37 protein-coding genes and 2 pseudogenes are annotated in these 23,702 nt (G+C 41.0%); 32 read left to right on the plus strand and 7 right to left on the minus strand.

The annotated features are described in order from the left end of the window. Positions 1-116: 116 nt before the first annotated feature. The 6 genes and pseudogenes from yihA to AOLE_RS02105 all read right to left on the minus strand — a co-directional run bounded on the left by yihA (position 117) and on the right by AOLE_RS02105 (position 5,208). The gene (gene yihA, locus AOLE_RS02085; RefSeq protein WP_004789642.1) at positions 117-893 is read right to left on the minus strand and encodes a ribosome biogenesis GTP-binding protein YihA/YsxC; all 777 of its coding nucleotides are present in this window, start codon (positions 891-893) and stop codon (positions 117-119) included. Between the two features lie 100 nt (positions 894-993). Beyond that, the gene (locus tag AOLE_RS02090; RefSeq protein ID WP_013196776.1) at positions 994-1,431 is read right to left on the minus strand and encodes an RrF2 family transcriptional regulator; all 438 of its coding nucleotides are present in this window, start codon (positions 1,429-1,431) and stop codon (positions 994-996) included. Between the two features lie 85 nt (positions 1,432-1,516). Next, positions 1,517-2,281 carry a globin domain-containing protein gene (locus AOLE_RS02095; RefSeq protein WP_013196777.1) on the minus strand — a complete coding sequence of 255 codons (765 nt, stop codon included), beginning with the start codon at positions 2,279-2,281 and terminating at the stop codon, positions 1,517-1,519. Between the two features lie 2 nt (positions 2,282-2,283). Beyond that, positions 2,284-2,396, minus strand: a pseudogene (locus tag AOLE_RS20235) (hypothetical protein); the annotation flags it as partial. A 30-nt stretch (positions 2,397-2,426) separates the two neighbouring features. Continuing rightward, on the minus strand, positions 2,427-3,974 hold the full coding sequence (locus AOLE_RS02100) for a helicase HerA-like domain-containing protein (protein WP_013196778.1): 1,548 nt from the start codon (positions 3,972-3,974) through the stop codon (positions 2,427-2,429). A gap of 43 nt (positions 3,975-4,017) precedes the next feature. Then, the gene (locus AOLE_RS02105; protein ID WP_013196779.1) at positions 4,018-5,208 is read right to left on the minus strand and encodes a PLP-dependent transferase; all 1,191 of its coding nucleotides are present in this window, start codon (positions 5,206-5,208) and stop codon (positions 4,018-4,020) included. A 168-nt stretch (positions 5,209-5,376) separates the two neighbouring features. Between AOLE_RS02105 and AOLE_RS02110 the strand changes: the two genes are divergently transcribed. The 30 genes and pseudogenes from AOLE_RS02110 to AOLE_RS02255 all read left to right on the plus strand — a co-directional run bounded on the left by AOLE_RS02110 (position 5,377) and on the right by AOLE_RS02255 (position 21,588). Continuing rightward, positions 5,377-6,105, plus strand: a complete 729-nt coding sequence (locus AOLE_RS02110; protein WP_004789634.1) for a type 1 glutamine amidotransferase — start codon at positions 5,377-5,379, stop codon at positions 6,103-6,105. Positions 6,106-6,357: 252 nt separating this feature from the next. Then, on the plus strand, positions 6,358-6,669 hold the full coding sequence (rpsJ, locus tag AOLE_RS02115; protein ID WP_000070912.1) for a 30S ribosomal protein S10: 312 nt from the start codon (positions 6,358-6,360) through the stop codon (positions 6,667-6,669). 58 nt (positions 6,670-6,727) lie between these two features. After that, the gene (gene rplC / locus AOLE_RS02120; RefSeq protein ID WP_004639526.1) at positions 6,728-7,366 is read left to right on the plus strand and encodes a 50S ribosomal protein L3; all 639 of its coding nucleotides are present in this window, start codon (positions 6,728-6,730) and stop codon (positions 7,364-7,366) included. 11 nt (positions 7,367-7,377) lie between these two features. Continuing rightward, positions 7,378-7,980: a 50S ribosomal protein L4 gene (gene rplD, locus AOLE_RS02125; RefSeq protein ID WP_003653663.1), complete on the plus strand. Its 603-nt coding sequence runs from the start codon at positions 7,378-7,380 to the stop codon at positions 7,978-7,980. Further along, positions 7,977-8,297: a 50S ribosomal protein L23 gene (gene rplW / locus AOLE_RS02130; RefSeq protein ID WP_003653662.1), complete on the plus strand. Its 321-nt coding sequence runs from the start codon at positions 7,977-7,979 to the stop codon at positions 8,295-8,297. The genes rplD and rplW overlap by 4 nt, the downstream gene beginning before the upstream one ends. A gap of 11 nt (positions 8,298-8,308) precedes the next feature. After that, complete coding sequence (rplB, locus tag AOLE_RS02135; protein WP_005301260.1) at positions 8,309-9,133, plus strand: 50S ribosomal protein L2; 825 nt, start codon at positions 8,309-8,311, stop codon at positions 9,131-9,133. A 13-nt stretch (positions 9,134-9,146) separates the two neighbouring features. Next, positions 9,147-9,422, plus strand: coding sequence for a 30S ribosomal protein S19 (rpsS, locus tag AOLE_RS02140; RefSeq protein WP_001138119.1), 276 nt, complete (start codon positions 9,147-9,149; stop codon positions 9,420-9,422). Positions 9,423-9,433: 11 nt separating this feature from the next. After that, entirely contained in the window at positions 9,434-9,763 is a 330-nt protein-coding gene (rplV, locus tag AOLE_RS02145) for a 50S ribosomal protein L22 (RefSeq protein ID WP_004639524.1), read from the plus strand. A 1-nt stretch (position 9,764) separates the two neighbouring features. After that, a pseudogene (gene rpsC, locus AOLE_RS02150) lies at positions 9,765-10,581 on the plus strand (30S ribosomal protein S3). Next, positions 10,521-10,934, plus strand: coding sequence for a 50S ribosomal protein L16 (gene rplP, locus AOLE_RS02155; protein ID WP_002049688.1), 414 nt, complete (start codon positions 10,521-10,523; stop codon positions 10,932-10,934). Before rpsC ends, rplP begins: the two are co-directional and overlap by 61 nt. After that, the gene (gene rpmC, locus AOLE_RS02160; RefSeq protein ID WP_000849928.1) at positions 10,934-11,131 is read left to right on the plus strand and encodes a 50S ribosomal protein L29; all 198 of its coding nucleotides are present in this window, start codon (positions 10,934-10,936) and stop codon (positions 11,129-11,131) included. Before rplP ends, rpmC begins: the two co-directional genes overlap by 1 nt. Further along, positions 11,128-11,385, plus strand: a complete 258-nt coding sequence (gene rpsQ / locus AOLE_RS02165) for a 30S ribosomal protein S17 (RefSeq protein WP_001291845.1) — start codon at positions 11,128-11,130, stop codon at positions 11,383-11,385. The genes rpmC and rpsQ overlap by 4 nt, the downstream gene beginning before the upstream one ends. Positions 11,386-11,477: 92 nt before the next feature. Beyond that, positions 11,478-11,846 carry a 50S ribosomal protein L14 gene (gene rplN, locus AOLE_RS02170; RefSeq protein ID WP_001982634.1) on the plus strand — a complete coding sequence of 123 codons (369 nt, stop codon included), beginning with the start codon at positions 11,478-11,480 and terminating at the stop codon, positions 11,844-11,846. Between the two features lie 9 nt (positions 11,847-11,855). Beyond that, positions 11,856-12,173, plus strand: a complete 318-nt coding sequence (gene rplX, locus AOLE_RS02175) for a 50S ribosomal protein L24 (RefSeq protein ID WP_002116820.1) — start codon at positions 11,856-11,858, stop codon at positions 12,171-12,173. 15 nt (positions 12,174-12,188) lie between these two features. Beyond that, the gene (rplE, locus tag AOLE_RS02180) at positions 12,189-12,725 is read left to right on the plus strand and encodes a 50S ribosomal protein L5 (RefSeq protein WP_004789621.1); all 537 of its coding nucleotides are present in this window, start codon (positions 12,189-12,191) and stop codon (positions 12,723-12,725) included. 9 nt (positions 12,726-12,734) lie between these two features. Then, positions 12,735-13,040: a 30S ribosomal protein S14 gene (gene rpsN, locus AOLE_RS02185; RefSeq protein ID WP_004789619.1), complete on the plus strand. Its 306-nt coding sequence runs from the start codon at positions 12,735-12,737 to the stop codon at positions 13,038-13,040. 11 nt (positions 13,041-13,051) lie between these two features. Further along, a complete protein-coding gene (rpsH, locus tag AOLE_RS02190) occupies positions 13,052-13,447 on the plus strand; it encodes a 30S ribosomal protein S8 (RefSeq protein ID WP_002049732.1) in 396 nt (131 codons plus the stop codon). A 13-nt stretch (positions 13,448-13,460) separates the two neighbouring features. Further along, positions 13,461-13,994 (plus strand): 50S ribosomal protein L6, encoded by a 534-nt coding sequence (gene rplF / locus AOLE_RS02195; protein WP_005301272.1) that lies wholly within the window; start codon positions 13,461-13,463, stop codon positions 13,992-13,994. A 14-nt stretch (positions 13,995-14,008) separates the two neighbouring features. Next, complete coding sequence (rplR, locus tag AOLE_RS02200) at positions 14,009-14,359, plus strand: 50S ribosomal protein L18 (protein WP_003653654.1); 351 nt, start codon at positions 14,009-14,011, stop codon at positions 14,357-14,359. Positions 14,360-14,361: 2 nt separating this feature from the next. Next, positions 14,362-14,859 carry a 30S ribosomal protein S5 gene (rpsE, locus tag AOLE_RS02205; protein WP_003653653.1) on the plus strand — a complete coding sequence of 166 codons (498 nt, stop codon included), beginning with the start codon at positions 14,362-14,364 and terminating at the stop codon, positions 14,857-14,859. Positions 14,860-14,865: 6 nt separating this feature from the next. After that, the gene (gene rpmD, locus AOLE_RS02210) at positions 14,866-15,042 is read left to right on the plus strand and encodes a 50S ribosomal protein L30 (protein ID WP_000849088.1); all 177 of its coding nucleotides are present in this window, start codon (positions 14,866-14,868) and stop codon (positions 15,040-15,042) included. 3 nt (positions 15,043-15,045) lie between these two features. Then, positions 15,046-15,486: a 50S ribosomal protein L15 gene (gene rplO, locus AOLE_RS02215; protein WP_004789613.1), complete on the plus strand. Its 441-nt coding sequence runs from the start codon at positions 15,046-15,048 to the stop codon at positions 15,484-15,486. Between the two features lie 45 nt (positions 15,487-15,531). Further along, on the plus strand, positions 15,532-16,851 hold the full coding sequence (gene secY / locus AOLE_RS02220) for a preprotein translocase subunit SecY (RefSeq protein WP_171056864.1): 1,320 nt from the start codon (positions 15,532-15,534) through the stop codon (positions 16,849-16,851). A gap of 20 nt (positions 16,852-16,871) precedes the next feature. After that, complete coding sequence (gene rpmJ, locus AOLE_RS02225; RefSeq protein ID WP_000867907.1) at positions 16,872-16,988, plus strand: 50S ribosomal protein L36; 117 nt, start codon at positions 16,872-16,874, stop codon at positions 16,986-16,988. Between the two features lie 105 nt (positions 16,989-17,093). Beyond that, on the plus strand, positions 17,094-17,450 hold the full coding sequence (rpsM, locus tag AOLE_RS02230; RefSeq protein ID WP_004789609.1) for a 30S ribosomal protein S13: 357 nt from the start codon (positions 17,094-17,096) through the stop codon (positions 17,448-17,450). 19 nt (positions 17,451-17,469) lie between these two features. Beyond that, on the plus strand, positions 17,470-17,856 hold the full coding sequence (gene rpsK, locus AOLE_RS02235; protein WP_001040166.1) for a 30S ribosomal protein S11: 387 nt from the start codon (positions 17,470-17,472) through the stop codon (positions 17,854-17,856). 12 nt (positions 17,857-17,868) lie between these two features. After that, on the plus strand, positions 17,869-18,495 hold the full coding sequence (rpsD, locus tag AOLE_RS02240; protein ID WP_005301294.1) for a 30S ribosomal protein S4: 627 nt from the start codon (positions 17,869-17,871) through the stop codon (positions 18,493-18,495). 17 nt (positions 18,496-18,512) lie between these two features. Beyond that, positions 18,513-19,520 (plus strand): DNA-directed RNA polymerase subunit alpha, encoded by a 1,008-nt coding sequence (locus AOLE_RS02245; RefSeq protein ID WP_003653641.1) that lies wholly within the window; start codon positions 18,513-18,515, stop codon positions 19,518-19,520. A gap of 18 nt (positions 19,521-19,538) precedes the next feature. Beyond that, a complete protein-coding gene (rplQ, locus tag AOLE_RS02250) occupies positions 19,539-19,916 on the plus strand; it encodes a 50S ribosomal protein L17 (protein WP_002049717.1) in 378 nt (125 codons plus the stop codon). A gap of 181 nt (positions 19,917-20,097) precedes the next feature. Beyond that, the gene (locus tag AOLE_RS02255) at positions 20,098-21,588 is read left to right on the plus strand and encodes a flavin-containing monooxygenase (protein ID WP_013196781.1); all 1,491 of its coding nucleotides are present in this window, start codon (positions 20,098-20,100) and stop codon (positions 21,586-21,588) included. A gap of 51 nt (positions 21,589-21,639) precedes the next feature. Here the strand turns inward: AOLE_RS02255 and AOLE_RS02260 are convergent, their stop codons facing one another. Then, positions 21,640-22,812, minus strand: coding sequence for an acyl-CoA dehydrogenase family protein (locus AOLE_RS02260; RefSeq protein ID WP_013196782.1), 1,173 nt, complete (start codon positions 22,810-22,812; stop codon positions 21,640-21,642). Positions 22,813-23,001: 189 nt separating this feature from the next. Here AOLE_RS02260 and AOLE_RS02265 point away from each other — a divergent pair, with 189 nt between their 5' ends. After that, complete coding sequence (locus AOLE_RS02265) at positions 23,002-23,259, plus strand: FAD assembly factor SdhE (protein ID WP_005301304.1); 258 nt, start codon at positions 23,002-23,004, stop codon at positions 23,257-23,259. A 6-nt stretch (positions 23,260-23,265) separates the two neighbouring features. After that, the gene (locus tag AOLE_RS02270) at positions 23,266-23,655 is read left to right on the plus strand and encodes a hypothetical protein (protein WP_035332235.1); all 390 of its coding nucleotides are present in this window, start codon (positions 23,266-23,268) and stop codon (positions 23,653-23,655) included. Positions 23,656-23,702 lie beyond the last annotated feature (47 nt).

Raw genomic sequence — 23,702 nt, forward strand, 5'->3', positions numbered from 1 at the left:
TGATTTTTAACTCGATGAAGTTATAACGAGTATAAAAAAAGCCCCTACATTTGTGTTTAGCAATAGGGGACAATTGAGTATAAATTTAATGAAAAAATTGTATCTGTTATGACAATTTAGCTTTCAGCATCTTCATCTGTCGCTTCAGGGATTGAATCGACATCAAATTCTGGCTGTTGATCTAGCGTAAAATGCAGACGTCCACCCATGACACTTGCAAGCTCTTCCAAACCTAATTTGTTAAGTGAAGAGAAAAGCTGAATGGAAAAATCAAGCTTCATTTTTTTAAGTTGTTGTTTAACTTCAAGCAATACTTTATTTGCAGGACCACGATTAAGTTTGTCTGCTTTCGTTAAGAGAATATGAACGAATAGATGACGCGAATAAGCCCACTCTAGCATCATCATGTCAAAATGCTGTAGAGGATGGCGAATATCCATAAGTAAGACTAAGCCTTGTAAGCTTTTACGGTGAATTAGATAGTTTTCTAATTCCTTTTGCCACACCTTCTTCATATCTTCAGGTACAGCTGCATAACCGTAACCTGGAAGATCGACTAAACGCTGATCAGGATTACCTAGACTAAAGAAGTTAATCATCTGGGTACGACCAGGCTTTTTAGAAGCACGGGCAAGTTGTTTCTGATTAGTTAATGCATTAATAGCACTAGACTTACCCGCATTTGAGCGTCCTGCAAAAGCAATTTCGTAGCCACTATCTTCAACACAAAGTGCCAATTTAGGTGCACTCATTAGAAACTCAGCTTGGCGTAACCAGTTTAGAGATTGCACAGCATAGGCTGTGATCGCCGGATCTGGTGCTTTTTCATAGCTGATCTTTTGCTTGGGTGCGAGTCTGGCTTTGGTGTCTTTTGATTTTTCACTACGACGCATAAAAAATAACTTTTTAAATGAGAGGGCTCGCGCCTAGTATAAAGGAGCTTGGGTATTCTTGCTAATTTTCAATAAATCAACTTATGAAAATCAATAGAAGTTAGATTTCTAAAAAGGCTATAGGGGAGTTAGCAGGAGCAGATTTTGATTGCTGCAAAACTTCTCCGAGAGTGTATTGGTCTAGGCTTTGATAAAAGCTCTCTAAAGCTTGATCTAAAATACCTTTTAAACCACAGTGACTGCGTAATACACAAGGTGGTGTATTGCATTCAACGATTTGATTATCACCTTGTAATATTCGAACAATTGAACCCAAATTGCAGTTAAGTGCATCTGGGTTTAAGCGAATTCCACCGCCTTTCCCACGAATGGTAATAATCCATTCTTGTTTGCCCATAAAGTGAACAACTTTAACCAGATGGTTTTGTGAAACATGCAAATCTTTCGCGATTTCTGCAATCGTGTAGGGTGCATCACTTGGGCGTGCAACATACATTAATATTCGTAATGCATAATCGGTAAATTTATTAAGCTGCATGATCACCAAAAATGGAAGAGAAAAAGGATGATCATCTTAGCCTGAAAGTTTAAATAAGAAAACTTTCAGGCAAGAGGTTTTTACATTACAGCGTTAAAGGCGCTGAAACCTGTACTTGATCACCAACTCTATAATGCTCAAGCAAGATGTTCGAAACTGAAAATTCAGTATGGTTTTCTTCAGGCTGAACGTCAAAGTGATATGAGTTATTTTCTTGAGCTTCTGTAAATTTAAAAGCTTTCGGCTGTTCAAGCTGTTGCTCTGGAACTTGTACCTTAACCGAAATAAAAGCATTTGCAGGACTGGTTAGTACGTCCTCATGATCAGTTGCTTTTAAAGTGAAACGTTTGCCAGATTCAAGAGGATCAATTTGTGTAATTTCAAATGGACGCCAGCCAGCCCATCCACCTTTTAAGCTCTCAAGTTGTTCATATTTTTGTTTTTCAACGCCAATCAAGATATCGGCCAATTGTAGATAAGCTTGCTTCCACGCTTCGATAAGTTCTGATTCAAATGGCACGTTAAGTACTTCACTAATTGAATGAAGTAGGTTGTCACCAACAATTGCATATTGATCAGGCTGGATATCTAAGCTCACATGTTTAGTGGTGATACGTTCAACAGCTTTAGCTAGAACAGTAGGGTTCTCAATATTTTCTGCATAAGCAAGAACGGCAGCTGCAAGCGCACGTGGCTGACGTAAGCTAGTTTGGTCATCTAAGTTAAAAACATTTTTTAATTCGGGATTGTTATTAAGCATACGCTTATAAAAGTATGTAGTCAGCGTAACACCGTGTTCACGTAAAACCGGTACAGTAGATTTAACAAGTTCAATTTGTTGTGGAGTCATGGCTAGACCTTATTTATCTGGCTATATAAGATGTATTTAAAATACATCTTTAAAAAATTAATGGCAATAGCTTTTCGAGAAAAACCATAAAAAAATTAGGGGATATAAAATCCCCTTAAATTAACGTTATGTTATTAAATATTTTTTATTTACCAAATAAAGAGCCAAGTAGGCCTCGAACAAGTTTTTGACCTGTACTTCCTCCTAAACTGCGCGCAGCACTTTTTGCAAAAGTTCCAACAATATCTTGGGTGAGTTTGGCTCTTTCACGCGCTGCTCGTTCTTCCTCTTTTAATTGATCACGTGCCAATCTTTCCTGCTCTTTCGCCTGCTGTTTTGCTAGGGTTTCTTGCTCTTTCGCTTGTTGTTTTGCAAGCTCGGCATTTTGTTGCTGCTGTTCGCGTTCAGCCACTTTATTTTGTAGCATTTCATAGGCGCTATCACGATCTACAACCTGCTCATAAACTCCAGCAATAATACTTTGTGAGATTAAAGCTTGACGCTCTTCTGGAGTGATTGGTGTAAATGCAGAGTAAGGAGGCATGACCCAGCCGCGCTCAACAATTTGTGGAGTACCTTGCCCATCTAGGCAGCTAATGAGTGCCTCACCAACACCAAGTTCAGTAATCGCTTCATCAACTTTAAAGTTTGGATTGGCTCGGAAAGTATCTGCTGCGGTTTTTACCGCTTTCTGATCTTTAGGGGTAAATGCGCGTAGGGCATGTTGAACGCGATTACCAAGTTGACCTAGAACACTTTCAGGTAAATCGAGTGGATTTTGGGTAATGAAATAGATACCTACTCCTTTAGAACGAATTAAACGTACAACTTGTTCAATTTTGTCTTGGAGTGCTTGGCTGGCATTGTCAAATAATAAGTGAGCTTCATCAAAGAAAAACACGAGTTTAGGTTTATCCATATCACCGACTTCCGGAAGCTGTTCAAATAGTTCTGAAAGCATCCATAAAAGGAAAGTGGCATATAGTTTAGGTGTATTCATGAGCTTGTCAGCCGCAAGAATATTAATGTAGCCATGACCATTTGCATCGGTTTGAATAAAATCTAAAATATTTAAAGCAGGTTCACCAAAAAATTGCTCTCCACCTTGGTCGGCAAGGGCGAGTAAATTGCGTTGAATAGCGCCTAGACTTGCTGGAGATAAATTGCCATATTCTGCTTTAAACTCGGCTGCATGTTCACTCACAAAAGTGATCATGGCTTTTAAATCTTTAAAATCGACTAATAGTAGACCTTGGTCATCTGCAATACGGAATACAGCAGATAGCACACCCTCTTGAGTATCATTTAAATTGAGCATACGAGCCAATAAAATTGGCCCAATTTCAGAAATGGTAGTGCGAATAGGGTGGCCTTGTTGACCAAATAAATCCCAAAAAACAACTGGATTAGCTGCGAAAGGAACGCTATCAATCTGCAAAAGCTTTAGTCGTTCATTAAATTTATCTGAAGCTTCTCCCGCTTTTGCGAGACTCGAAACATCACCTTTAGCATCGGCAAGAAATACCGGTACACCAATTCGAGAAAAACTCTCTGCTAGAACTTTTAACGTAACTGTTTTACCTGTACCCGTGGCGCCTGCAATAAGTCCATGGCGGTTAGCAAACTGGGAAAGTAAAACAATTTCTTTGGATGTGTCATTAATATTTTTAGCAATAACAATCGGTGTACCCATATATTTTTATCCTGTGGTTCGAGTCACTATGATCTTGTCGTTTTTACAGTTGTTTCAGTGCATTTTCGATATCTTGTATTAAATCTTGTGGATCTTCTAGTCCTATACAGAAGCGAACCAATAATCCTTGTTGTAAATGTGTATTCTCAAGTTTTCTCATCATTTTTAAATCATAAAGCATAATCAGACTAACGGGTCCTCCCCAGCTAAAACCGAGCTTAAATAACGCTAATGCATCGCAAAAACGACATACTGCTGTAATGTCATATTCAGGTTTGAAAATAACACTGACTAGACCAGCACTTTGATTATCTATGCAGATTTCTTGCCAATATTGATGGCCTGGGGCGGCCTCATCACTTGGATGTAGAACTTGTGCAAATTGAGATTGGTCTTTTAGCCATTTAAGTAAAGTTTGAGCATTGGTTGATTGTTGTTCATAACGTAAAGACATATGAGCAAGACTGCGTTGGACTTGAGCTGCATCATCTCCTGAAACTGCAATACCTAAAATGGCATGCGTACGGAATAGGCGGTGATGAAGTTTCTCATCACGAGTTACAATGCTGCCCATTAAGATGTCACCGCCGCCACTCGGATATTTGGTGAGTGCATGCACGGTTAAATCGACTGATAGATGTTCATCAGAAAAATTAAAAGCATTAAACGCAAGCCCAGCTCCCCAAGTGTTATCTAGGGCTGTTAATACACCGTGTTTTTTGGCTTTTTTGACTAGATTCTTAAGATCAGGAAATTCTAAAGTAACTGAGCCTGCTGCCTCTAACCATAACAGTTTGCTTTTTTCAGTTGGTTGAAAGCTTGAGGCGTCAATAGGGTTGTACACTTTGACAATAACGCCATATTGATTTTGCAGATGATTTAAATGCTCAAGGTTTGGTCCATAAATGTTGTCTGGTACCCATACTTCATCATCAGTACTTAAAAATGCTGAGTTCACAACATTAATTGCTGATAAGCCACTTGGTGCAAGTAAACAATGCAATCCACCTTCAATTTGCGCAATATTGTCGCCTAAGGTGAAGGTAGTGGGGGTGCCGTGTGTCCCATAGCTATAATCGTAATCATCCGTCCAGTGGCGATCAAAAAGGTGCGAAGTTGATTTAAAAATAATAGTAGATGCACGAAATAAGGGTGGTTGCACTGTTTCAATAAATTGCGGAGCCTTTCTTTGTGCATGAATGAGGCGAGTCTGGAAGTCGTTATGCTTTTTCATAGTGCTTTGCATTTCAAATAATAAAGTTAGATTAAGAGAAATTTAGATTCTTCGCTAGATTTACGAAGTTTTATAAGACGTTTCGTTACAGTAGACTCATAAAATAAAAACTTGGCTTTATTTTTGCAAAGACCACTACAACATTCTAACAACAATAGGTTTAAGCGCATGAAGTCGCATTTACGTGTTCACTATTTTCAACATATCGCGGGTGAGGGGTTTGGAAGTTGTTATTCATTTTTAAAAGCCCACCACGCGACAATTAGCTCTACAGAGTTTTTTGCACTTCCTGTTGATCGGTCACTTGAAATAGAAGCTTTGCCTCGAATTGATGAGGTTGATTTACTATTGGTCATGGGTGGCACAATGAGTGTAAATGATGAGGCAAACTTCCCTTGGCTAAAGATAGAAAAAAGATGGTTGCGTCGTTATTTGGCAGCGGGAAAGCCAGCTATTGGTCTTTGTTTAGGGGGGCAGTTAATTGCTAATGCGTTAGGGGCTGCGGTAAGCCGTAATCGCTATCAGGAACTTGGGTGGTCAACAGTTCAGAGAGTTGCGAATCTACCTCAAGAAAGCTTCCCATTACCAGAGAAAATAAAGGTGATGCAGTGGCATAGCGAGACATTTGAAATACCTAAAGGTGCTATACATTTGGCTGAAAATCAGGCCTGTCGCAATCAGATGTATCAGATTGGAAAAAATGTACTGGGTTTTCAGTTCCATCCAGAGATGACACCAGCAGCTCTAGCGCTTTTACTTGAAGATGAAGAAGAGCTTTCTATTTTTGATGGAGAATATGTTCAATCTACGCGTGAATTATATTCTTCCGAAGCACAAAAATTTGAACAAGGTAATCAACTTCTAAATAAAGCGATTGAATTTGTAATAAGTGCTTAGTTTAGTTCCCAATACTCGATTAAAGCAGGTTTTGTGGAGAAAATAGAAAAAGAGAATTGCATAAGACTTAAACAATCGTTATAATGAGCGACCCTCAATAGGAGGGGCATTTACTGCGAAGAAAGTGGTAAATGTGCATTACAGTCGTGGCATCGATCATGACCTTAGTGATTTTCACTGCCTTTGACACTTACCAATGGGTGAGATGCGTCAAAGGTGATTCTTTATATGTTTGGCTTGGAGTTTACTGGTATGTCTAACCAGAGAATTCGTATCCGTTTGAAGTCTTTTGATCATCGTCTGATTGATCAATCTGCTCAAGAGATCGTAGAAACCGCTAAGCGTACTGGCGCACAAGTTTGTGGTCCAATTCCGATGCCTACTCGCATCGAACGCTTCAACGTTCTTACTTCACCGCACGTTAACAAAGATGCGCGTGACCAGTACGAAATCCGCACCTACAAACGTTTGATCGATATCGTTCAACCTACAGATAAAACTGTTGATGCATTGATGAAATTAGATCTTGCGGCTGGTGTTGATGTTCAGATCGCTTTGGGTTAAGGCTTTCGGTTGATTAACTTTTAAGTTAATTAGGCCGCTTTTTTAGAGGTTTATGCACATGGCTATTGGTTTAGTCGGTCGCAAATGTGGTATGACTCGCATCTTTACAGATGCAGGTGTTTCTGTACCTGTTACAGTCATCGAAGTCGATCCAAACCGCATTACGCAAATCAAAACACTTGAAACTGATGGTTATCAAGCTGTTCAAGTAACTACTGGTGAACGTCGCGAATCTCGCGTAACTAACGCTCAGAAAGGTCACTTCGCGAAAGCTGGTGTTGCTGCTGGTCGTTTAGTTAAAGAGTTCCGTGTTACTGAAGCTGAGCTTGAAGGTCGTGAAGTTGGCGGTACTATTGGTGTTGATTTGTTCACAGTTGGTCAAGTAGTTGACGTAACTGGTCAATCAAAAGGTAAAGGTTTCCAAGGTGGTGTTAAACGTTGGAACTTCCGTACCCAAGACGCTACTCACGGTAACTCAGTTTCTCACCGTGTATTAGGTTCTACAGGTCAAAACCAAACTCCTGGTCGCGTGTTCAAAGGCAAAAAAATGGCTGGTCACTTAGGTGATGAACGCGTAACAGTACAAGGTCTTGAAATCGTATCTATTGACGCTGAACGTTCTGTTTTAGTTGTTAAAGGTGCAATTCCTGGTTCAACTGGCGGTGACGTGATTGTACGTCCTACCATCAAGGCCTGAGGGGAAATACCGTGAATTTGAAAACTGTTTCCGGCTCTGCTGTTGAATTGTCTGAAGTTGCTTTCGGACGTGAATTTAACGAAGCTCTTGTACACCAAGTTGTTACTGCTTACTTAGCAGGTGGTCGTCAAGGTACTCGTGCTCAGAAGTCACGTGCAGACGTTTCTGGCGGTGGTAAAAAACCATTCCGTCAAAAAGGTACTGGTCGTGCTCGTGCGGGTTCTACTCGTAGCCCAATCTGGGTTGGCGGTGGTAAAACTTTTGCTGCTCGTCCACAAGATTGGTCTCAAAAAGTAAACCGTAAAATGTATCGCGGTGCAATGCAATGTATCTTAGCTGAACTTGTTCGCCAAGATCGTCTTGTATTAGTTGAAGAGTTTGCTATTGCAGCTCCAAAAACTAAAGAATTGCTTGCAAAGCTTGGCGATTTAAATGCCGCTCGTGCATTGATCGTTACTGAAGCTGTAGATGAGAACTTATATCTTGCAGCACGCAACCTTCCGCATGTAGATGTGGTGGATGCTACTGCAATCGATCCTGTAAGCTTGATCGCGTTTGATAAAGTTGTGATGTCTGTAGCTGCTGCTAAGAAAATTGAGGTAGAACTCGGATGAACAACGAACGTATCTATCAAGTCCTTAAAGGACCAGTCTTCTCAGAAAAGGCACAAGTTTTAGGTGATACTGTTGGCGTTCAAGTATTCAAAGTAGATATTAATGCTACTAAACTTGAAGTTAAAAAAGCAGTTGAAAAACTTTTTGGTGTAGAAGTTGTTAAAGTTAACACTACTATTACTAAAGGTAAAACTAAGCGCTTTGGTAAAACATTAGGACGTCGTTCTGATGTTAAAAAAGCATACGTCACCCTGAAAGCTGGCCAAGATGTTGAAATGGCTGACTTGGGCGATACCGCTGAAAGCGCAGCGGAATAAGGACGAAAATTATGCCGATTCAAAAATGTAAGCCAACGTCTCCAGGACGTCGCTTTGTAGAGAAAGTGGTTCATGACCACCTTCACAAAGGCGCGCCTTACTCACCGTTGGTTGAAGCAAAAAAACGTACTGGTGGTCGTAATAATAACGGTCACATTACAACTCGTCACGTTGGTGGTGGTCATAAGCAACACTATCGTATCGTTGACTTTAAGCGTAATAAAGACAGCATCCCAGCTGTTGTAGAGCGCATTGAATACGATCCTAACCGTACAGCACATATTGCTTTGTTGAAATATGCTGATGGTGAGCGTCGTTATATCATTGCTCCTAAAGGCTTACGTGCTGGCGATAAAGTACAATCTGGTAACGATGCTCCAATTCGTCCAGGTAACTGCTTGCCACTTCGTAACATGCCTATCGGTTCTACACTTCATAACGTTGAACTTAAAATTGGTAAGGGTGCGCAATTAGCGCGTTCTGCTGGTGCTTCTGTTCAGTTGTTGGGTCGTGATGGTTCTTACGCGATTGTTCGTCTTCGTTCAGGCGAAATGCGTAAAATTCATGTTGAATGCCGCGCTGTAATTGGTGAAGTTTCTAACCAAGAAAACAACCTTCGTTCATTGGGTAAAGCTGGTGCTTCGCGCTGGCGTGGTGTTCGTCCTACCGTACGTGGTATGGCGATGAACCCAGTTGATCACCCGCACGGTGGTGGTGAAGGGCGTAACAAAGGTATTCAACCTGTAAGCCCATGGGGTCAAAAAGCTAAAGGGTACAAGACACGTACCAATAAGCGTACGACTAAGATGATTATTCGCGACCGTCGCGTCAAGTAAAGGAATCTGACTAATGCCTCGTTCTCTGAAAAAAGGCCCATTCGTCGATGCGCACTTGTTCGCTAAGGTTGAAGCGGCTGTTGCTAGTAACTCTCGCAAGCCGATTAAAACTTGGTCTCGTCGTTCGATGATCCTTCCAGATTTTGTTGGTTTAACAATTTCTGTTCATAATGGTCGTAATCACGTTCCAGTAATTGTTACTGAGCATATGGTTGGTCATAAACTCGGTGAATTCGCGCCAACTCGTACCTATCGTGGTCACGGTGTTGACAAGAAGTCTAAACGTTAATAGGTGTCATGATGGAAGTAACTGCTAAATTACGCGGTGCCGCTATCTCGGCACAAAAGGCACGTTTGGTTGCAGATCTTATTCGCGGCAAATCTGTTGCGCATGCTTTAAATATCTTAAACTTCAGCAATAAAAAAGCTGCTGTTTTAGTAAAAAAAGCATTGGAATCTGCGATTGCAAACGCTGAACACAATAACAGTTTAGATGTTGACGATCTTAAAGTTTCTACGATTTACGTTGATGAAGGTGTTAGCCTTAAACGTATTATGCCACGTGCTAAAGGCCGTGCAGATCGTATTACGAAGCGTACTTGTCACATCACCGTTAAGGTAGGGGTTTGATATGGGTCAGAAGGTTCATCCAATCGGTATCCGCCTAGGTGTTGTGAAACGTCATAACGCTAACTGGTATGCGAGTCCGAAACAATACGCTGAATACTTGCTTAAAGATCTTCAAGTTCGTGAGTTTTTAACTAAAAAACTTAAGAATGCGATGATCAGCAACATTCTTATCGAACGTCCATCAGGCGCTGCTAAAGTAACAATTAGCACAGCTCGTCCTGGTATCGTAATCGGTAAAAAAGGCGAAGATATTGAGAAATTACAGCGCGAACTTACCAGCATTATGGGTGTTCCTGCGCAAGTAAGTATCAATGAAATTGATCGCCCAGACTTAGATGCGCGTTTAGTTGCTGAAGCAATCGCTTCTCAATTAGAAAAGCGTGTAATGTTCCGTCGTGCTATGAAGCGTGCGGTTCAAAACACTATGCGTGCTGGTGCTAAAGGTATCAAAGTTGAAGTGTCTGGCCGTTTAGGTGGTGCAGAGATTGCTCGTACTGAATGGTATCGTGAAGGTCGTGTACCTTTGCATACATTACGTGCAGACATTGATTATGCAACTATGCGTGCAGAAACAACTTACGGTACGATTGGTGTTAAAGTTTGGATTTTCCGTGGCGAGATTTTAGGTGGCATGAAACAAGTCATGAACCCTGCTCCTGCTGAAGATCGTCCAGCTAAACGTGGTCGTGGTCGTGGTGAAGGTCAAGAGCGTCGTGGTCGTCGCGGTGACCGTGCTGCTGACAAGGGAGAATAATCCATGTTGCAACCTAAACGTACCAAATTCCGTAAGGTGCACAAAGGCCGTAATACTGGTCTAGCGCATCGTGGTAGTACAGTATCATTTGGTTCGATTGCAATCAAAGCAACTGAACGTGGTCGTATGACTGCGCGTCAGATTGAAGCTGCACGTCGTACTATTAGCCGCCGTATTAAGCGTGGTGGTAAAATCTTTATTCGCGTATTCCCGGATAAACCAATTACTCAAAAGCCTCTTGAAGTGCGTATGGGTAAAGGTAAGGGTAGCGTGGAATACTGGGTTTGCCAGATCCAACCAGGTAAGATCCTGTACGAAATTGAAGGTGTGAACGAAGAATTAGCGCGTGAAGCATTTGCTTTAGCTGCTGCTAAACTTCCGTTTAAAACCACTATCGTGACTCGGACGGTAATGTAATGAAAACTAAAGATTTACGTGAAAAGTCGGTAGAAGAGTTGAAAGCTTTGCTTGATGAGCAACAGCTTAACCAATTCCGTCTTCGTATGGCGAAAGCAACTGGTCAGTTGGGTAAATCGCACGAAGTGCAAGTTGCTCGTAAGACAATTGCTCGTATTAAGACACTCCTTACCGAAAAACAGGGGAACGGACAATGAGTGAAAAAACAGTCCGCACGTTAACCGGCAAAGTCGTAAGTGACAAAATGGATAAATCTATTGTTGTTCTTATTGAACGCCGCGTTCAACACCCGTTGTATGGCAAGTCAATTCGCCGTTCAACTAAGTTACACGCTCATGATGAGAACAATGTCGCTAAAATTGGTGATGTTGTGACAATCAAAGAAAGCCGCCCAATTTCTAAAACTAAAGCTTGGACTTTAGTGGAAGTAGTTGAAGCAGCTGCTGAGTAATTCGACGTTCTTGTTGCATCATCGGTCAATTTCGAGTACTCTTTGAGCCTTTCGAAATTGTGACCGGTGATGCTCGGTTTTGGAGTAGGGCAATGATTCAAACCGAAACTATGCTCGACGTAGCAGACAACAGTGGTGCTCGCCGCGTACAATGTATTAAAGTACTTGGTGGTTCACATCGTCGTTATGCTTCTGTTGGCGACATTATTAAAGTTACTGTAAAAGAAGCAATCCCACGCGCACGTGTTAAAAAAGGTGACGTGATGAATGCGGTTGTAGTTCGTACTAAATTCGGCATTCGTCGTCCAGATGGTTCTGTGATCCGTTTTGATGATAATGCTGCAGTTATTCTGAACAACAACAAAGCTCCGATTGCTACTCGTATCTTCGGACCAGTGACTCGTGAACTTCGTACTGAACAGTTCATGAAAATCATTTCATTGGCTCCTGAAGTTCTATAAGAGGCAATCATGGCTAAGATTAAAAAAGGCGATCAAGTTATCGTGATCGCAGGTAAAGAAAAAGGCAAACAGGGTACTGTATTGTCTGTTTCTGAAGACCGCGTTAAGGTTGAAGGCCTTAACTTAGTGAAGAAGCATCAAAAGCCGAATCGTGTAACTGGCGCTGAAGGCGGTATCGTTACTCAAGAAGCTTCGCTTCATATTTCAAACGTGGCAATTTTAAATGCTACAACCCAGAAGGCTGACCGTGTTGGTTACCAAGTGATTGATGGCGTGAAAACTCGCGTTTATAAATCAAATGGTGAATCAGTGGCGGTAGCGAAGTAATAGGTTGAAAAGGCAATGGCCAGACTTAAAGCACGTTACAATGATGAACTTAAAGCAAAGTTAAAAGAAGAACTTAGCATTAAGAACGTGATGGAAATTCCACGCATCACAAAAATTACCCTAAACATGGGTGTAGGCGCAGCTGCAACTGATAAGAAATTATTGGATGGCGCTGTAGTCGACATGCAATTAATTGCTGGTCAAAAACCAGTAATTACACTTGCTCGCAAATCTATCGCTGGTTTTAAAATCCGTGACGGTTGGCCGATTGGTTGTAAAGTTACTTTACGTGGCGACCAAATGTACGAATTCTTGGACCGTTTGATCTCAATCGCAATCCCTCGTATCCGTGACTTCCGTGGTTTCTCTTCGAAATCATTTGATGGTCGTGGTAACTACTCAATGGGTTTGAAAGAGCAAATCGTTTTCCCTGAAATCGATTTCGATAAGATTGATCGTATTCGTGGTATGGATATTACTATTACTACGACTGCTCGCACCGATGACGAAGGCCGTGCGCTTATGCGTGCATTCGGCTTCCCGTTCAAATAAGAGGTCGATATGGCTAAGAAAGGTATGGTTAATCGCGAATTGAAACGCGAAAAAACAGTTGCTAAATACGCTGCAAAACGTGCTGAATTAAAAGCTACGATTGCAAACGTAAATGCAAGTGAAGAAGAACGTTTCGAAGCGATGTTAAAGTTACAAGCGTTGCCACGTAATGCATCTCCGGTACGTCTTCGTAACCGTTGTGGTTTAACTGGTCGTCCTCATGGTTACTTCCGTAAGTTCGGTTTAAGCCGTAACAAATTACGTGACACAGTAATGCAGGGTGATGTACCAGGCGTTGTTAAGGCAAGCTGGTAAGGAGCGACTAAATGAGTATGCAAGATACCGTTGCCGACATGCTAACACGTGTTCGTAACGCACAAATGGCTAAGAAACAAACTGTTTCTATGCCTTCTTCTAAGTTGAAAGTTGCAATTGCAAACGTACTTCAACAAGAAGGTTATATTTCAAACGTAGAAGTTGCTCAAGAAGAGACAAAATCTACTTTGACAATTACTTTAAAATATTTCGAAGGCAAACCAGTTATCGAAATGGTTAAGCGCGTAAGCCGTCCAGGTCTTCGCCAATACCGTGGTAAAGATAAACTTCCAAGCGTTAAGCAAGGTTTAGGTATTGCAATTGTTTCTACAAGCAAAGGCATCATGACTGATCGCGCTGCACGTGCTGCGGGCGTTGGTGGTGAAGTTATTGCTTTTGTTTCTTAATAGGTGATTCCTCATGTCTCGTGTGGCTAAAGCCCCAGTAACTGTACCGAATGGTGTAACAGTTACTCAGAACGGCCGGCAGGTCGAAGTGAAAGGCAGCAAAGGTACGTTGTCTTTCAACCTGCATGCGCTGGTCGAGCTAAAACAGGAAGAAGGTAAACTTCAACTTGCTCCAGTTAAAGAATCGAAAGATGCTTGGATGCAAGCTGGTACTGCTCGCGCTGTATTGAATAACCTTGTAAAAGGGGTTAGTGAAGGCTTCGAACGTAAGTTGCAGCTAGTTGGTGTTGGTTATAAAGCTGCGGTTAAGGGTACTGTTGTAAACCTTAACCTTGGTTACTCACACCCAATTGACTACGCTTTACCTGAAAGTGTAACAGCGGAAACTCCAACTGCAACTGAAATCATTTTGAAATCAGCAAACAAGCAGTTGTTAGGTCAAGTAGCGGCAGAAATCCGTGCGTATCGTGCTCCTGAACCATATAAAGGTAAAGGTGTTCGCTATTCGGATGAAGTCATTCTTCGTAAAGAAGCTAAGAAGAAATAAGGCGCGAGGTTCTTATGAACGAAAAGAAACAAACCCGTTTGCGTCGTGCGAAAAGCACACGCTTGCACATCCGTGCATTGGGTGCGACTCGTTTGTGTGTAAACCGCACTCCGCGTCACATCTATGCTCAAGTTATTTCAGCAGATGGTGGCAAAGTTTTAGCGCAAGCTTCAACTTTGGATGCATCTTTACGTAGCGGTACTACAGGTAATGTAGACGCGGCTACTAAAGTAGGTGCTTTAATCGCAGAACGCGCGAAAGCAGCTGGTGTAACTAAAGTTGCATTTGACCGTTCTGGTTTTAAATATCATGGTCGTATCAAAGCCTTGGCTGATGCTGCTCGTGAAAACGGCTTGGAGTTCTAATCATGGCTAAAGTTGAACAAAACGAAGGTCTTGTTGAAAAGCTGGTTGCCGTTGATCGTGTAGCCAAAGTTGTTAAGGGCGGTCGTATCTTCTCTTTCACAGCATTAACTGTTGTGGGTGATGGTAATGGTCGTGTTGGTTTTGGTCGTGGTAAAGCACGTGAAGTTCCAGCTGCTATTTCTAAAGCACTTGAAGCTGCACGTCGCAACATGATTACTGTAGACCTTGCAGGTACTACTTTACAACACCCTGTGAATGCTCGTCATGGCGCAAGCCGTGTATACATGCAACCTGCTTCTGAAGGTACTGGCGTAATCGCTGGTGGCGCAATGCGTGCCGTTCTAGAAGCTGCGGGCGTGCATAACGTACTTGCTAAATGTTATGGTTCTACTAATGCTGCAAACGTAGTAAACGCAACTTTCAAAGGTTTGCGTGATATGACTTCTCCTGAGAAAGTCGCTGCGAAACGTGGTAAATCAGTAGCAGAAATTCAAGGGTAATCAATCATGAAAACGATTAAAGTTACCCAGACTAAATCTTCTTCACATCGCTTGAAAAATCACAAGCTTTGCTTACAAGGTTTAGGTCTGCGTCGTATTGGTCATACTGTAGAAGTGCAAGATACGCCTTCTAACCGCGGTATGATCAACAAAGTCTACTATATGGTTAGTGTAGAGGAATAAGCCATGACTCTGCGTTTAAATGAGCTTGCGCCTGCGGAAGGTGCAAAACGTGAAAACCGTCGTTTAGGCCGTGGTATCGGTTCTGGCGTTGGTAAGACTGGTGGCCGTGGTGTCAAAGGTCAAAAATCACGTAAAAGTGGTGGCGTTCGTCCAGGCTTTGAAGGCGGTCAAACAGCGATTTATCGTCGTTTACCTAAATTCGGTTTCACTAGCCAAATCGCTTTAAAAACTGCTGAAGTACGTTTATCTGAGTTAAGCAAAGTTGAAGGCGACATCGTTAGCCTAGAAACTTTGAAAGCTGCGAATGTTGTTCGTCGTGACCAAGTTCGTGCTCGTATCGTACTTTCTGGTGAAATCACTCGTGCATTCACTGTTCAAGGTGTTGCATTGACTAAAGGCGCTAAAGCTGCAATTGAAGCAGCTGGCGGCAAAGTCGAGGAGTAATCTCGAGTGTCTATGTCTCCTAGTTCTTCAGGTCATGTCAACATGATGAAAGGTCAGCCATTTCACGTGAAATATCGTGAAATTATTCGCCGGATGAGTTTTCTAATCGGTGCATTGCTGGTCTTTCGACTAGGAGCGCATATTCCAGTACCAGGCATTAATAATGCTGCGTTAGAAAATTTATTTCATGCGAACCAAGGAACTATTCTTGGGCTATTCAATATGTTTTCTGGCGGTGCTTTAGAGCGAATGTCTATTCTTGCTTTAGGAATTATGCCTTACATTTCTGCATCAATTATTGTGCAGTTAATGTCTACGGTAATTCCTTCACTAGAAGCCTTGAAAAAGGAAGGTGAGCAAGGTAAGCGTAAAATTAATCAATATACGCGTCAGGGTACATTGTTGCTTGCAGTGGTTCAGGCAGTTGGTATGTGTGCAGGTTTGATTGGTCAGGGTATTACTCTGTCAGTTGGTCTTGAGTTTTATATACCAGCAGTTACTTCACTTGTCGCTGGAACTATGTTCTTAATGTGGCTAGGTGAACAAATTACTGAAAGAGGTATTGGTAACGGTATCTCAATGATTATTTTTGCTGGTATTGTTTCTGGTTTGCCTAAGTTAATTATGCAATCAGTTTCATCAGTAGATAATGGTCAGACAAGCTTAATTGGTCTTGTGATCTTTGGTCTTTTGTCTGTAGGTGTGCTGGCTGCCATTGTGTTTATTGAAAAAGCACAACGTCGTATTCCAGTAAATTATGCACAAAAGCAACAAGGTCGTCGTATATTTACGGCACAGCAGACACATTTGCCATTAAAAATTAATATGGCTGGTGTGATTCCTGCGATTTTTGCAAGTTCTTTACTATTGTTCCCGGCGAGTCTTGGTCAATGGGTAGGAAGTGCAGATGCAAATGCTGGATTAATTAAACGTAGCTTACAAGATTTAGCTTTAGTATTGTCGCCTGGACAGCCTTTGTATTTGGTGCTCTTTGGTGCGTTAATTATCTTTTTCTGTTACTTTTATACGGCTTTAGTATTTAGCCCTAAGGAAGTATCAGAAAATCTAAAACGCAGCGGAGCTTATGTGCCTGGTATTCGCCCAGGTGAGCAAACTGCTCGTTACTTAGATCATATTCTTAATCGTTTGACGTTTATTGGTGCGATTTATATTACGGTCATTTGTTTAATGCCAATGATTCTACAAAGTTCTTTTGGGATCCCATTCTCTTTGGGTGGTACATCATTACTAATCGTAGTTGTCGTTGTTATGGACTTTATGGCTCAGCTACAAGCGCACTTAACATCTCATCAATATGATAATCAAACATTAATGAGAAAAACGACTGCTCATCCTAAGGGATAAGCGCACTTAGAGGTTTCATCATGAAAGTACAAGCTTCTGTAAAGAAAATTTGTGGTAGCTGTAAAGTTATCCGTCGTAATGGGGTTATTCGCGTAATTTGTAGCGCAGAACCTCGTCATAAGCAGCGTCAAGGTTAATCTAATCAAGACCTGTTGATTTCAGTAGGCGAATTGGGTTAATATCCGCCCCTCAAGATTTTGTGGGGCGGTTGATTATCTCTACTGCCTTTTTGGAGAAAGTGAATGGCTCGTATTGCCGGTGTAAACATTCCGGATAACAAGCATGCTGTTATCTCCCTCACTTACATCTTTGGTGTCGGTCGCCATACTGCTAAGAATATCTTAGCTACAGTTGGTATTACTGAAACTACTAAGATCCGTGAGTTGGACGATGCTCAGCTTGATGCGATTCGTGCAGAAGTTGCTAAGGTTCCTACCGAAGGTGACTTACGTCGCGAAATTTCCATGAACATTAAACGTTTAATGGATTTGGGTTGCTATCGCGGCCTTCGCCATCGTCGCAGCTTGCCTGTCCGTGGTCAACGCACCAAAACTAACGCACGTACCCGTAAAGGTCCGCGCAAACCGATTAAAAAGTAAGATTTCTGGAAGCTAAAAGATGGCTAAAGATACTCGCACACGCAAGAAGGTCACTCGTACCGTCTCTGAAGGTGTTGCACACATTCACGCGTCTTTTAATAACACCATTGTTACGATTACTGATCGTCAAGGTAATGCATTGGCTTGGGCCACCTCTGGTGGACAAGGCTTCCGTGGTTCACGTAAATCAACTCCGTTTGCTGCTCAGGTAGCTGCTGAAGTTGCTGGTAAAGCAGCTTTAGATTACGGTTTGAAAAATCTGGATGTCCTTGTAAAAGGTCCTGGTCCAGGTCGTGAGTCTGCGGTTCGTGCATTAGGCGCAGTGGGTTATAAAATTAACAGCATTACCGATGTGACGCCAATTCCTCACAACGGTTGCCGTCCACCTAAAAAACGTCGCGTGTAAGGAGAAACATTCATGGCTCGTTATATTGGTCCAAAATGCAAACTCTCTCGCCGCGAAGGGACAGACCTGCAACTTAAATCTGGCGTTAAACCTTTTGACGTCAAAACTAAAAAAGCTAACAAAGCACCTGGTCAACATGGTCAGGCACGCGGTGGTAAGCAATCTGAGTATTCACTACAATTACGTGAAAAACAAAAAGTCCGTCGTATTTACGGTGTGTTAGAACGTCAATTTAGTAACTACTATAAAGAAGCAGCTCGTGTTAAAGGCGCAACAGGTGAGAACTTGTTGAAATTGCTTGAAAGCCGTCTTGATAACGTTGTTTATCGCATGGGTTTTGGTTCTACACGTGCAGAAGCTCGTCAGTTAGTAAGTCACCGTAGCATTACTTTGAATGGTCGTCGTGTAAACATCGCATCTATTCAAGTTAAAGCTGGTGATGTAATTGCGGTTCACGAAGGTGCTAAACAACAATTGCGTATTAAAAACGCGATTGAGTTAGCTGCACAACGTGGTATTCCAGCTTGGATCGATGTTGATCATTCTAAGCTTGAAGGTACGTTTAAAGCTGCACCAGATCGTGCTGATTTACCTGCTGAAATCAATGAAAGCTTGATTGTAGAATTGTATTCTAAATAATCCTTGAGGTAGCAATAATGACGCGTACTGCAAACGAGTTTCTAACTCCGCAAGCGATCAAGGTCGAAGCGGTTAGCGGGACCTCGGCAAAAGTGATTCTAGAACCTTTAGAGCGTGGTTTTGGCCATACTCTGGGTAATGCTTTACGTCGCATTCTATTGTCTTCTTTACCTGGCGCTGCTGTGGTTGAAGTAGAGATAGAAGGTGTCGAGCACGAGTACAGTACTTTAGAAGGCTTGCAGCAGGACATCGTCGAGCTCTTGCTGAACCTAAAAGGATTGTCTATTAAGCTGTTCGATCAAAATGAAGCATATTTAACATTAGAGAAACAAGGTCCTGGCGAAATTACTGCTGCTGACCTTCGTTTACCTCATAATGTTGAAGTGGTTAACCCAGAACATTTGATCGGTACTTTGAGTGCTTCAGGCTCATTAAAAATGCGCTTGAAGGTTGCTCAAGGTCGTGGTTATGAAACATCTGATTCTCGTTTCCCTGAAGGTGAAACACGTCCTGTTGGTCGTTTGCAATTAGATGCTTCTTATAGCCCGATTAAGCGTGTTTCTTATACCGTTGAAAATGCGCGTGTAGAACAACGTACCGATTTAGATAAACTGGTAATCGACCTCGAGACAAATGGAACGGTTGACCCTGAAGAAGCAATCCGCAAAGCGGCAACAATCTTGCAACAACAAATTGCAATTTTTGTTGATCTTCAGAAAGACCAAACTCCAGTTGCTCAAGAGCCTCGTGAAGAAGTTGACCCAATCTTGCTTCGCCCAGTAGATGATCTAGAGCTTACTGTTCGTTCTGCTAACTGTTTGAAAGCAGAAAATATTTACTACATTGGTGATCTTGTTCAACGTACTGAAGTTGAGTTGTTAAAAACTCCTAACCTTGGTAAAAAATCGTTAACAGAGATCAAAGATGTTTTGGCATCGAAAGGCTTACAACTCGGTATGCGTCTTGAAAACTGGCCACCAGCTAGTCTTCGTATGGACGACCGTTTTGCCTATCGTAGCCGTTAATTAAGTAGGACTATCACCATGCGTCATCGTAATAGTGGTGTGAAATTAGGCCGTACAAGCAGCCATCGTAAAGCGATGTTCCAAAACTTGGCTAATTCTTTATTTGAACACGAGTTGATTAAAACAACTGTTCCTAAAGCTAAAGAATTACGTCGTGTTGCTGAGCCTTTAATCACTCTAGCAAAAAACGATACTGTAGCAAATCGTCGTTTAGCATTTGCTCGTACTCGTAATGCTGCAACTGTAGGTAAATTATTTACCGTACTCGGCCCTCGTTACAAAGAACGTAACGGCGGTTATCTACGTGTTCTTAAAGCGGGCTTCCGTGCTGGTGATGCAGCACCGATGGCTTACGTTGAGCTAGTAGATCGTGAAGTGAATACTTCAGCTGAATAATTGATTTTATTCAAAAAAGACCGGTTTTATACCGGTCTTTTTTATTTTTGATAATTACTAAAATTATAAAAATGTCCTCAAGTGACATAAAAAAACGGATAAACGGTCAAACTTGACATTGTGTATTGTCAAAATTGTGCTTTAATAAACTCATATTCTCAACAATGGGTATAAAAATAAAATGGAAAAGCAAGTTGATATTTTAATCATTGGCGCAGGTATCTCAGGAATTGGAGTTGCTGCCCATTTATCAAAAAATTCTCCACAACGCCAATTTGAAATTTTAGAGCGTCGTGAATCTTTTGGTGGCACATGGGATCTTTTCCGTTATCCAGGTATTCGCTCAGACTCAGATATGTCCACATTTGGTTTTAATTTTAAGCCGTGGTGTAAAGCGAATGTATTAGCTGATGGTGCTTCTATCAAAGGATATCTAGGCGAAGTTATTGATGAATATAAATTAAAAGAAAAAATTCACTTTGGTCATCGTGTACTTTCTGCTAATTATGATTCTGAATCAAAGAAATGGCAGGTTGTAATTGAAGATGGCAAGAAAAAACAACAGACTTGGATTGCTAATTTTGTTGTAGGGTGTACTGGTTATTATAACTATGATCAAGGATATGCGCCTTCTTTCCCAAATCAAGAAGCATTTAAAGGGCAACTTATTCACCCGCAGCATTGGCCTGAAAATTTAGATTACACAGGTAAAAAGGTCGTTATTATTGGTAGTGGTGCAACAGCGATTACTTTAGTACCGGCAATGGCGAAAGGTGGGGCTGGTCATGTAACGATGTTGCAGCGTTCACCAACGTATATTGCTAGTGTACCGTCTATCGACTTTATTTATGAAAAAACGCGTAAATTTATGTCTGAAGAAGCAGCTTATAAATTTACCCGTGCACGTAATATTGGTATGCAGCGCGCTATTTATGCATTGTCTCAGAAACATCCAAAGACTGTACGTCGTTTACTCTTAAAAGCAATTGAAGTGCAGTTAAAGGGTAAAGTTGATATGAAGCATTTTACCCCTTCATACAATCCTTGGGATCAACGTCTATGCGTGGTACCTGATGGTGACTTATTTAAGATTTTGCGTGAAGGTAAAGCGAGTGTAGAAACAGATCAAGTTGAGAAATTTACTGAAAAAGGTATTTTACTTAAATCTGGTAAACATCTTGATGCGGATATTGTGATTTCTGCAACCGGTTTGCAAGTGCAAATTATGGGTGGGGTTCAGGCTACAATTGATGGCAAAGCTCTTAACTCATCTGAACATATGCTTTATAACGGCGTGATGTTGAGTGATGTACCAAATATGGCCATGATTATTGGCTATGTAAATGCATCATGGACGCTTAAGGTTGATATCGCTGCGGAATATATTTGTCGCTTGTTAAACTATATGGACAAAAATAGTTATGATGAAGTAGTTCCGTCTGGTGATAAGACTGAAATGGAAGAAGATACTGTAATGGGTAAATTATCTTCAGGTTATATCAGTCGTGCGGCACATGAACTTCCAAAACAAGGTAAGCATGCTCCATGGCAAGTTACTAATAACTATTTAGAAGATAGAAAGTCGCTAAAAAATTCAAAATTTGAAGATGGTGTTCTACATTTTCATAAGCGTTCAGAAACGAATGAGCGTAAGCCCAAACTAGTATCTTAATAGATATTAGATAAATAAAAGGGGCGTAATGCCCCTTTTATATTGAATTTATTAAAGTGTTCTAGAGATTAATTCTTTCATAATTTCATTGGTACCTGCATAAATTCGATTTGCTCGATGATCTATGTAGGCACGAGCAATTGGATATTCAAGCATGTAACCATAACCACCATGTAATTGAAGACATTCATCTACAACTTTTGAGAACATATCTGAAATTTTATATTTAGCAGCTGCAGCAGCTTCCACACTCAATTTTTCTTCAAGTTGTAATTCCATACAACGATCTAAATAAGTACGGCAGAAATCTATTTCTGTTCTCAGTTCAGCAAGCTTAAAACGCGTATTTTGAAATCCACTAACAGGTTTGCCAAATGCTTTACGGTCTTTTGTATATTGGACAGTATGTGCAAATGCAGCTTCAGCGCCTGCCTGACAAATAATAGCGACTAGCATTCGTTCCCAAGCCAATTCTTTCATGAGCATGATAAAGCCCATGCCTTCCATACCTAAGAGATTTTCTTTAGGAACACGAACATTATCAAAAAATAATTCGCACGTATCTTGGCCTTTCATTCCAATTTTATTAAGAGGCTTACCTTTGCTAAAACCAGTTCTGTCTGCCTCAACAATAATGAGTGATAAGTTCGCTGAACCTTTGTCGTTATTACCCGTTTTACAAACAACCACGACCATGTCACATAAGTAGCCATTGGTAATGAAAATTTTAGAACCATTAATGACGTAATCATCACCATCAACTACAGCTGTGGTTCTCACTGCTTGTAAATCAGAACCAGTACCAGGCTCAGTCATGGCAATAGCCGTGACCACTTCTCCGGTTGCCATTTTTGGTAACCACTTTTGCTTTTGTTCTTCATTACCAAAGTTATTTACGTAATTGGCAACAATATCTGAATGCAAAGAAAAGCCCGTACTAGAGTCCATAGCATAAGCTTGTTCTTCAATTAAGATCATACTGTACAAACGGTCTACTCCAGACCCACCATATTGCTCTGGCATTGTGGTGCAAAGAAGACCTAATTCTCCAGCCTTATTCCAAAGATCTCGATCAACATGTTGCTGTTTTTCATATTTTTCAATATTGGGAACAACTTCCTTTTCATAGAATTTACGTACTGTCTCGCGAAAAGCTTCATGCTCTTCGTTAAATAGTTTTCTCGGTAACATATTTGGAATAGGACGGATGGCACCAGATTGCATTTGTATTTCTTCCTTGGTTCAGGTGTGATGTTATTTCCTTAAACATACGGAAGCATTTCATGGCGAACAATGTGATGAATGCTCAATTATGAGTACAAGATGATAAATTTGGTCAATTTGATATTTTTAGCGATCTTTGGAATGTGATCAGGTAAACTAGGCGCACTATCAACGCAGATGGGGAAATAAATGTCTGACGAAATGACCTTGGAAGAACGTAAAGTAATTTATCGAGCACGCCGCGGCTTAAAAGAAATTGACGTCTATTTTGACCCTTATGTAAAAAACTATTATCTAACTGCGGATCCGGCAGAGAAGGCCTTATTTGCAGAATTAGTCGAACAAGAAGATCCAGATTTGCTAGATTGGTTCATGGAAGTTTCTGAACCTCCACGCACAGAGTTACGTGAATTTATTTATAAATTAAAACAGTACGTACATGGCTAAACTGTTTTGATAAAAGAATTGAATTTTGAGCTGAAATATAGTCGTTTCTCGATAATATTTCAGCTTTTTATTGGCTTGTGTTTAGTAATCCTACTTTATCAATTGTTACCACCTATGTGGTGGTTATTTAGTCTGATCCTTTTATCTATTGCTTTCCTATTGTTTTTAAAACAATCACGAATTTCTCAAATTGCATATTTAGATCAAAAATCTTGGTCAGTTGTTTATCTTCCTAAAAAAGTGATTCACCGTGTAGAAATTAATAAAATAATTGATTATCAGCTATTTATGGTTGTTTATTTTGAGGGAGCACCTGTGAAAGTAGCCATAATCTGGTTTGATCAACTTCCTTTACAGTATTGGAAAAAGTTAAAAGTCCTACAGAAACTTCATTAATTGTTAGACAATTCTACATTTGTATATTTATTTAAAAATTATAAAAA

The organism is Acinetobacter oleivorans DR1 (assembly GCF_000196795.1).
GTDB classification, from domain to species: Bacteria; Pseudomonadota; Gammaproteobacteria; order Pseudomonadales; family Moraxellaceae; genus Acinetobacter; species Acinetobacter oleivorans.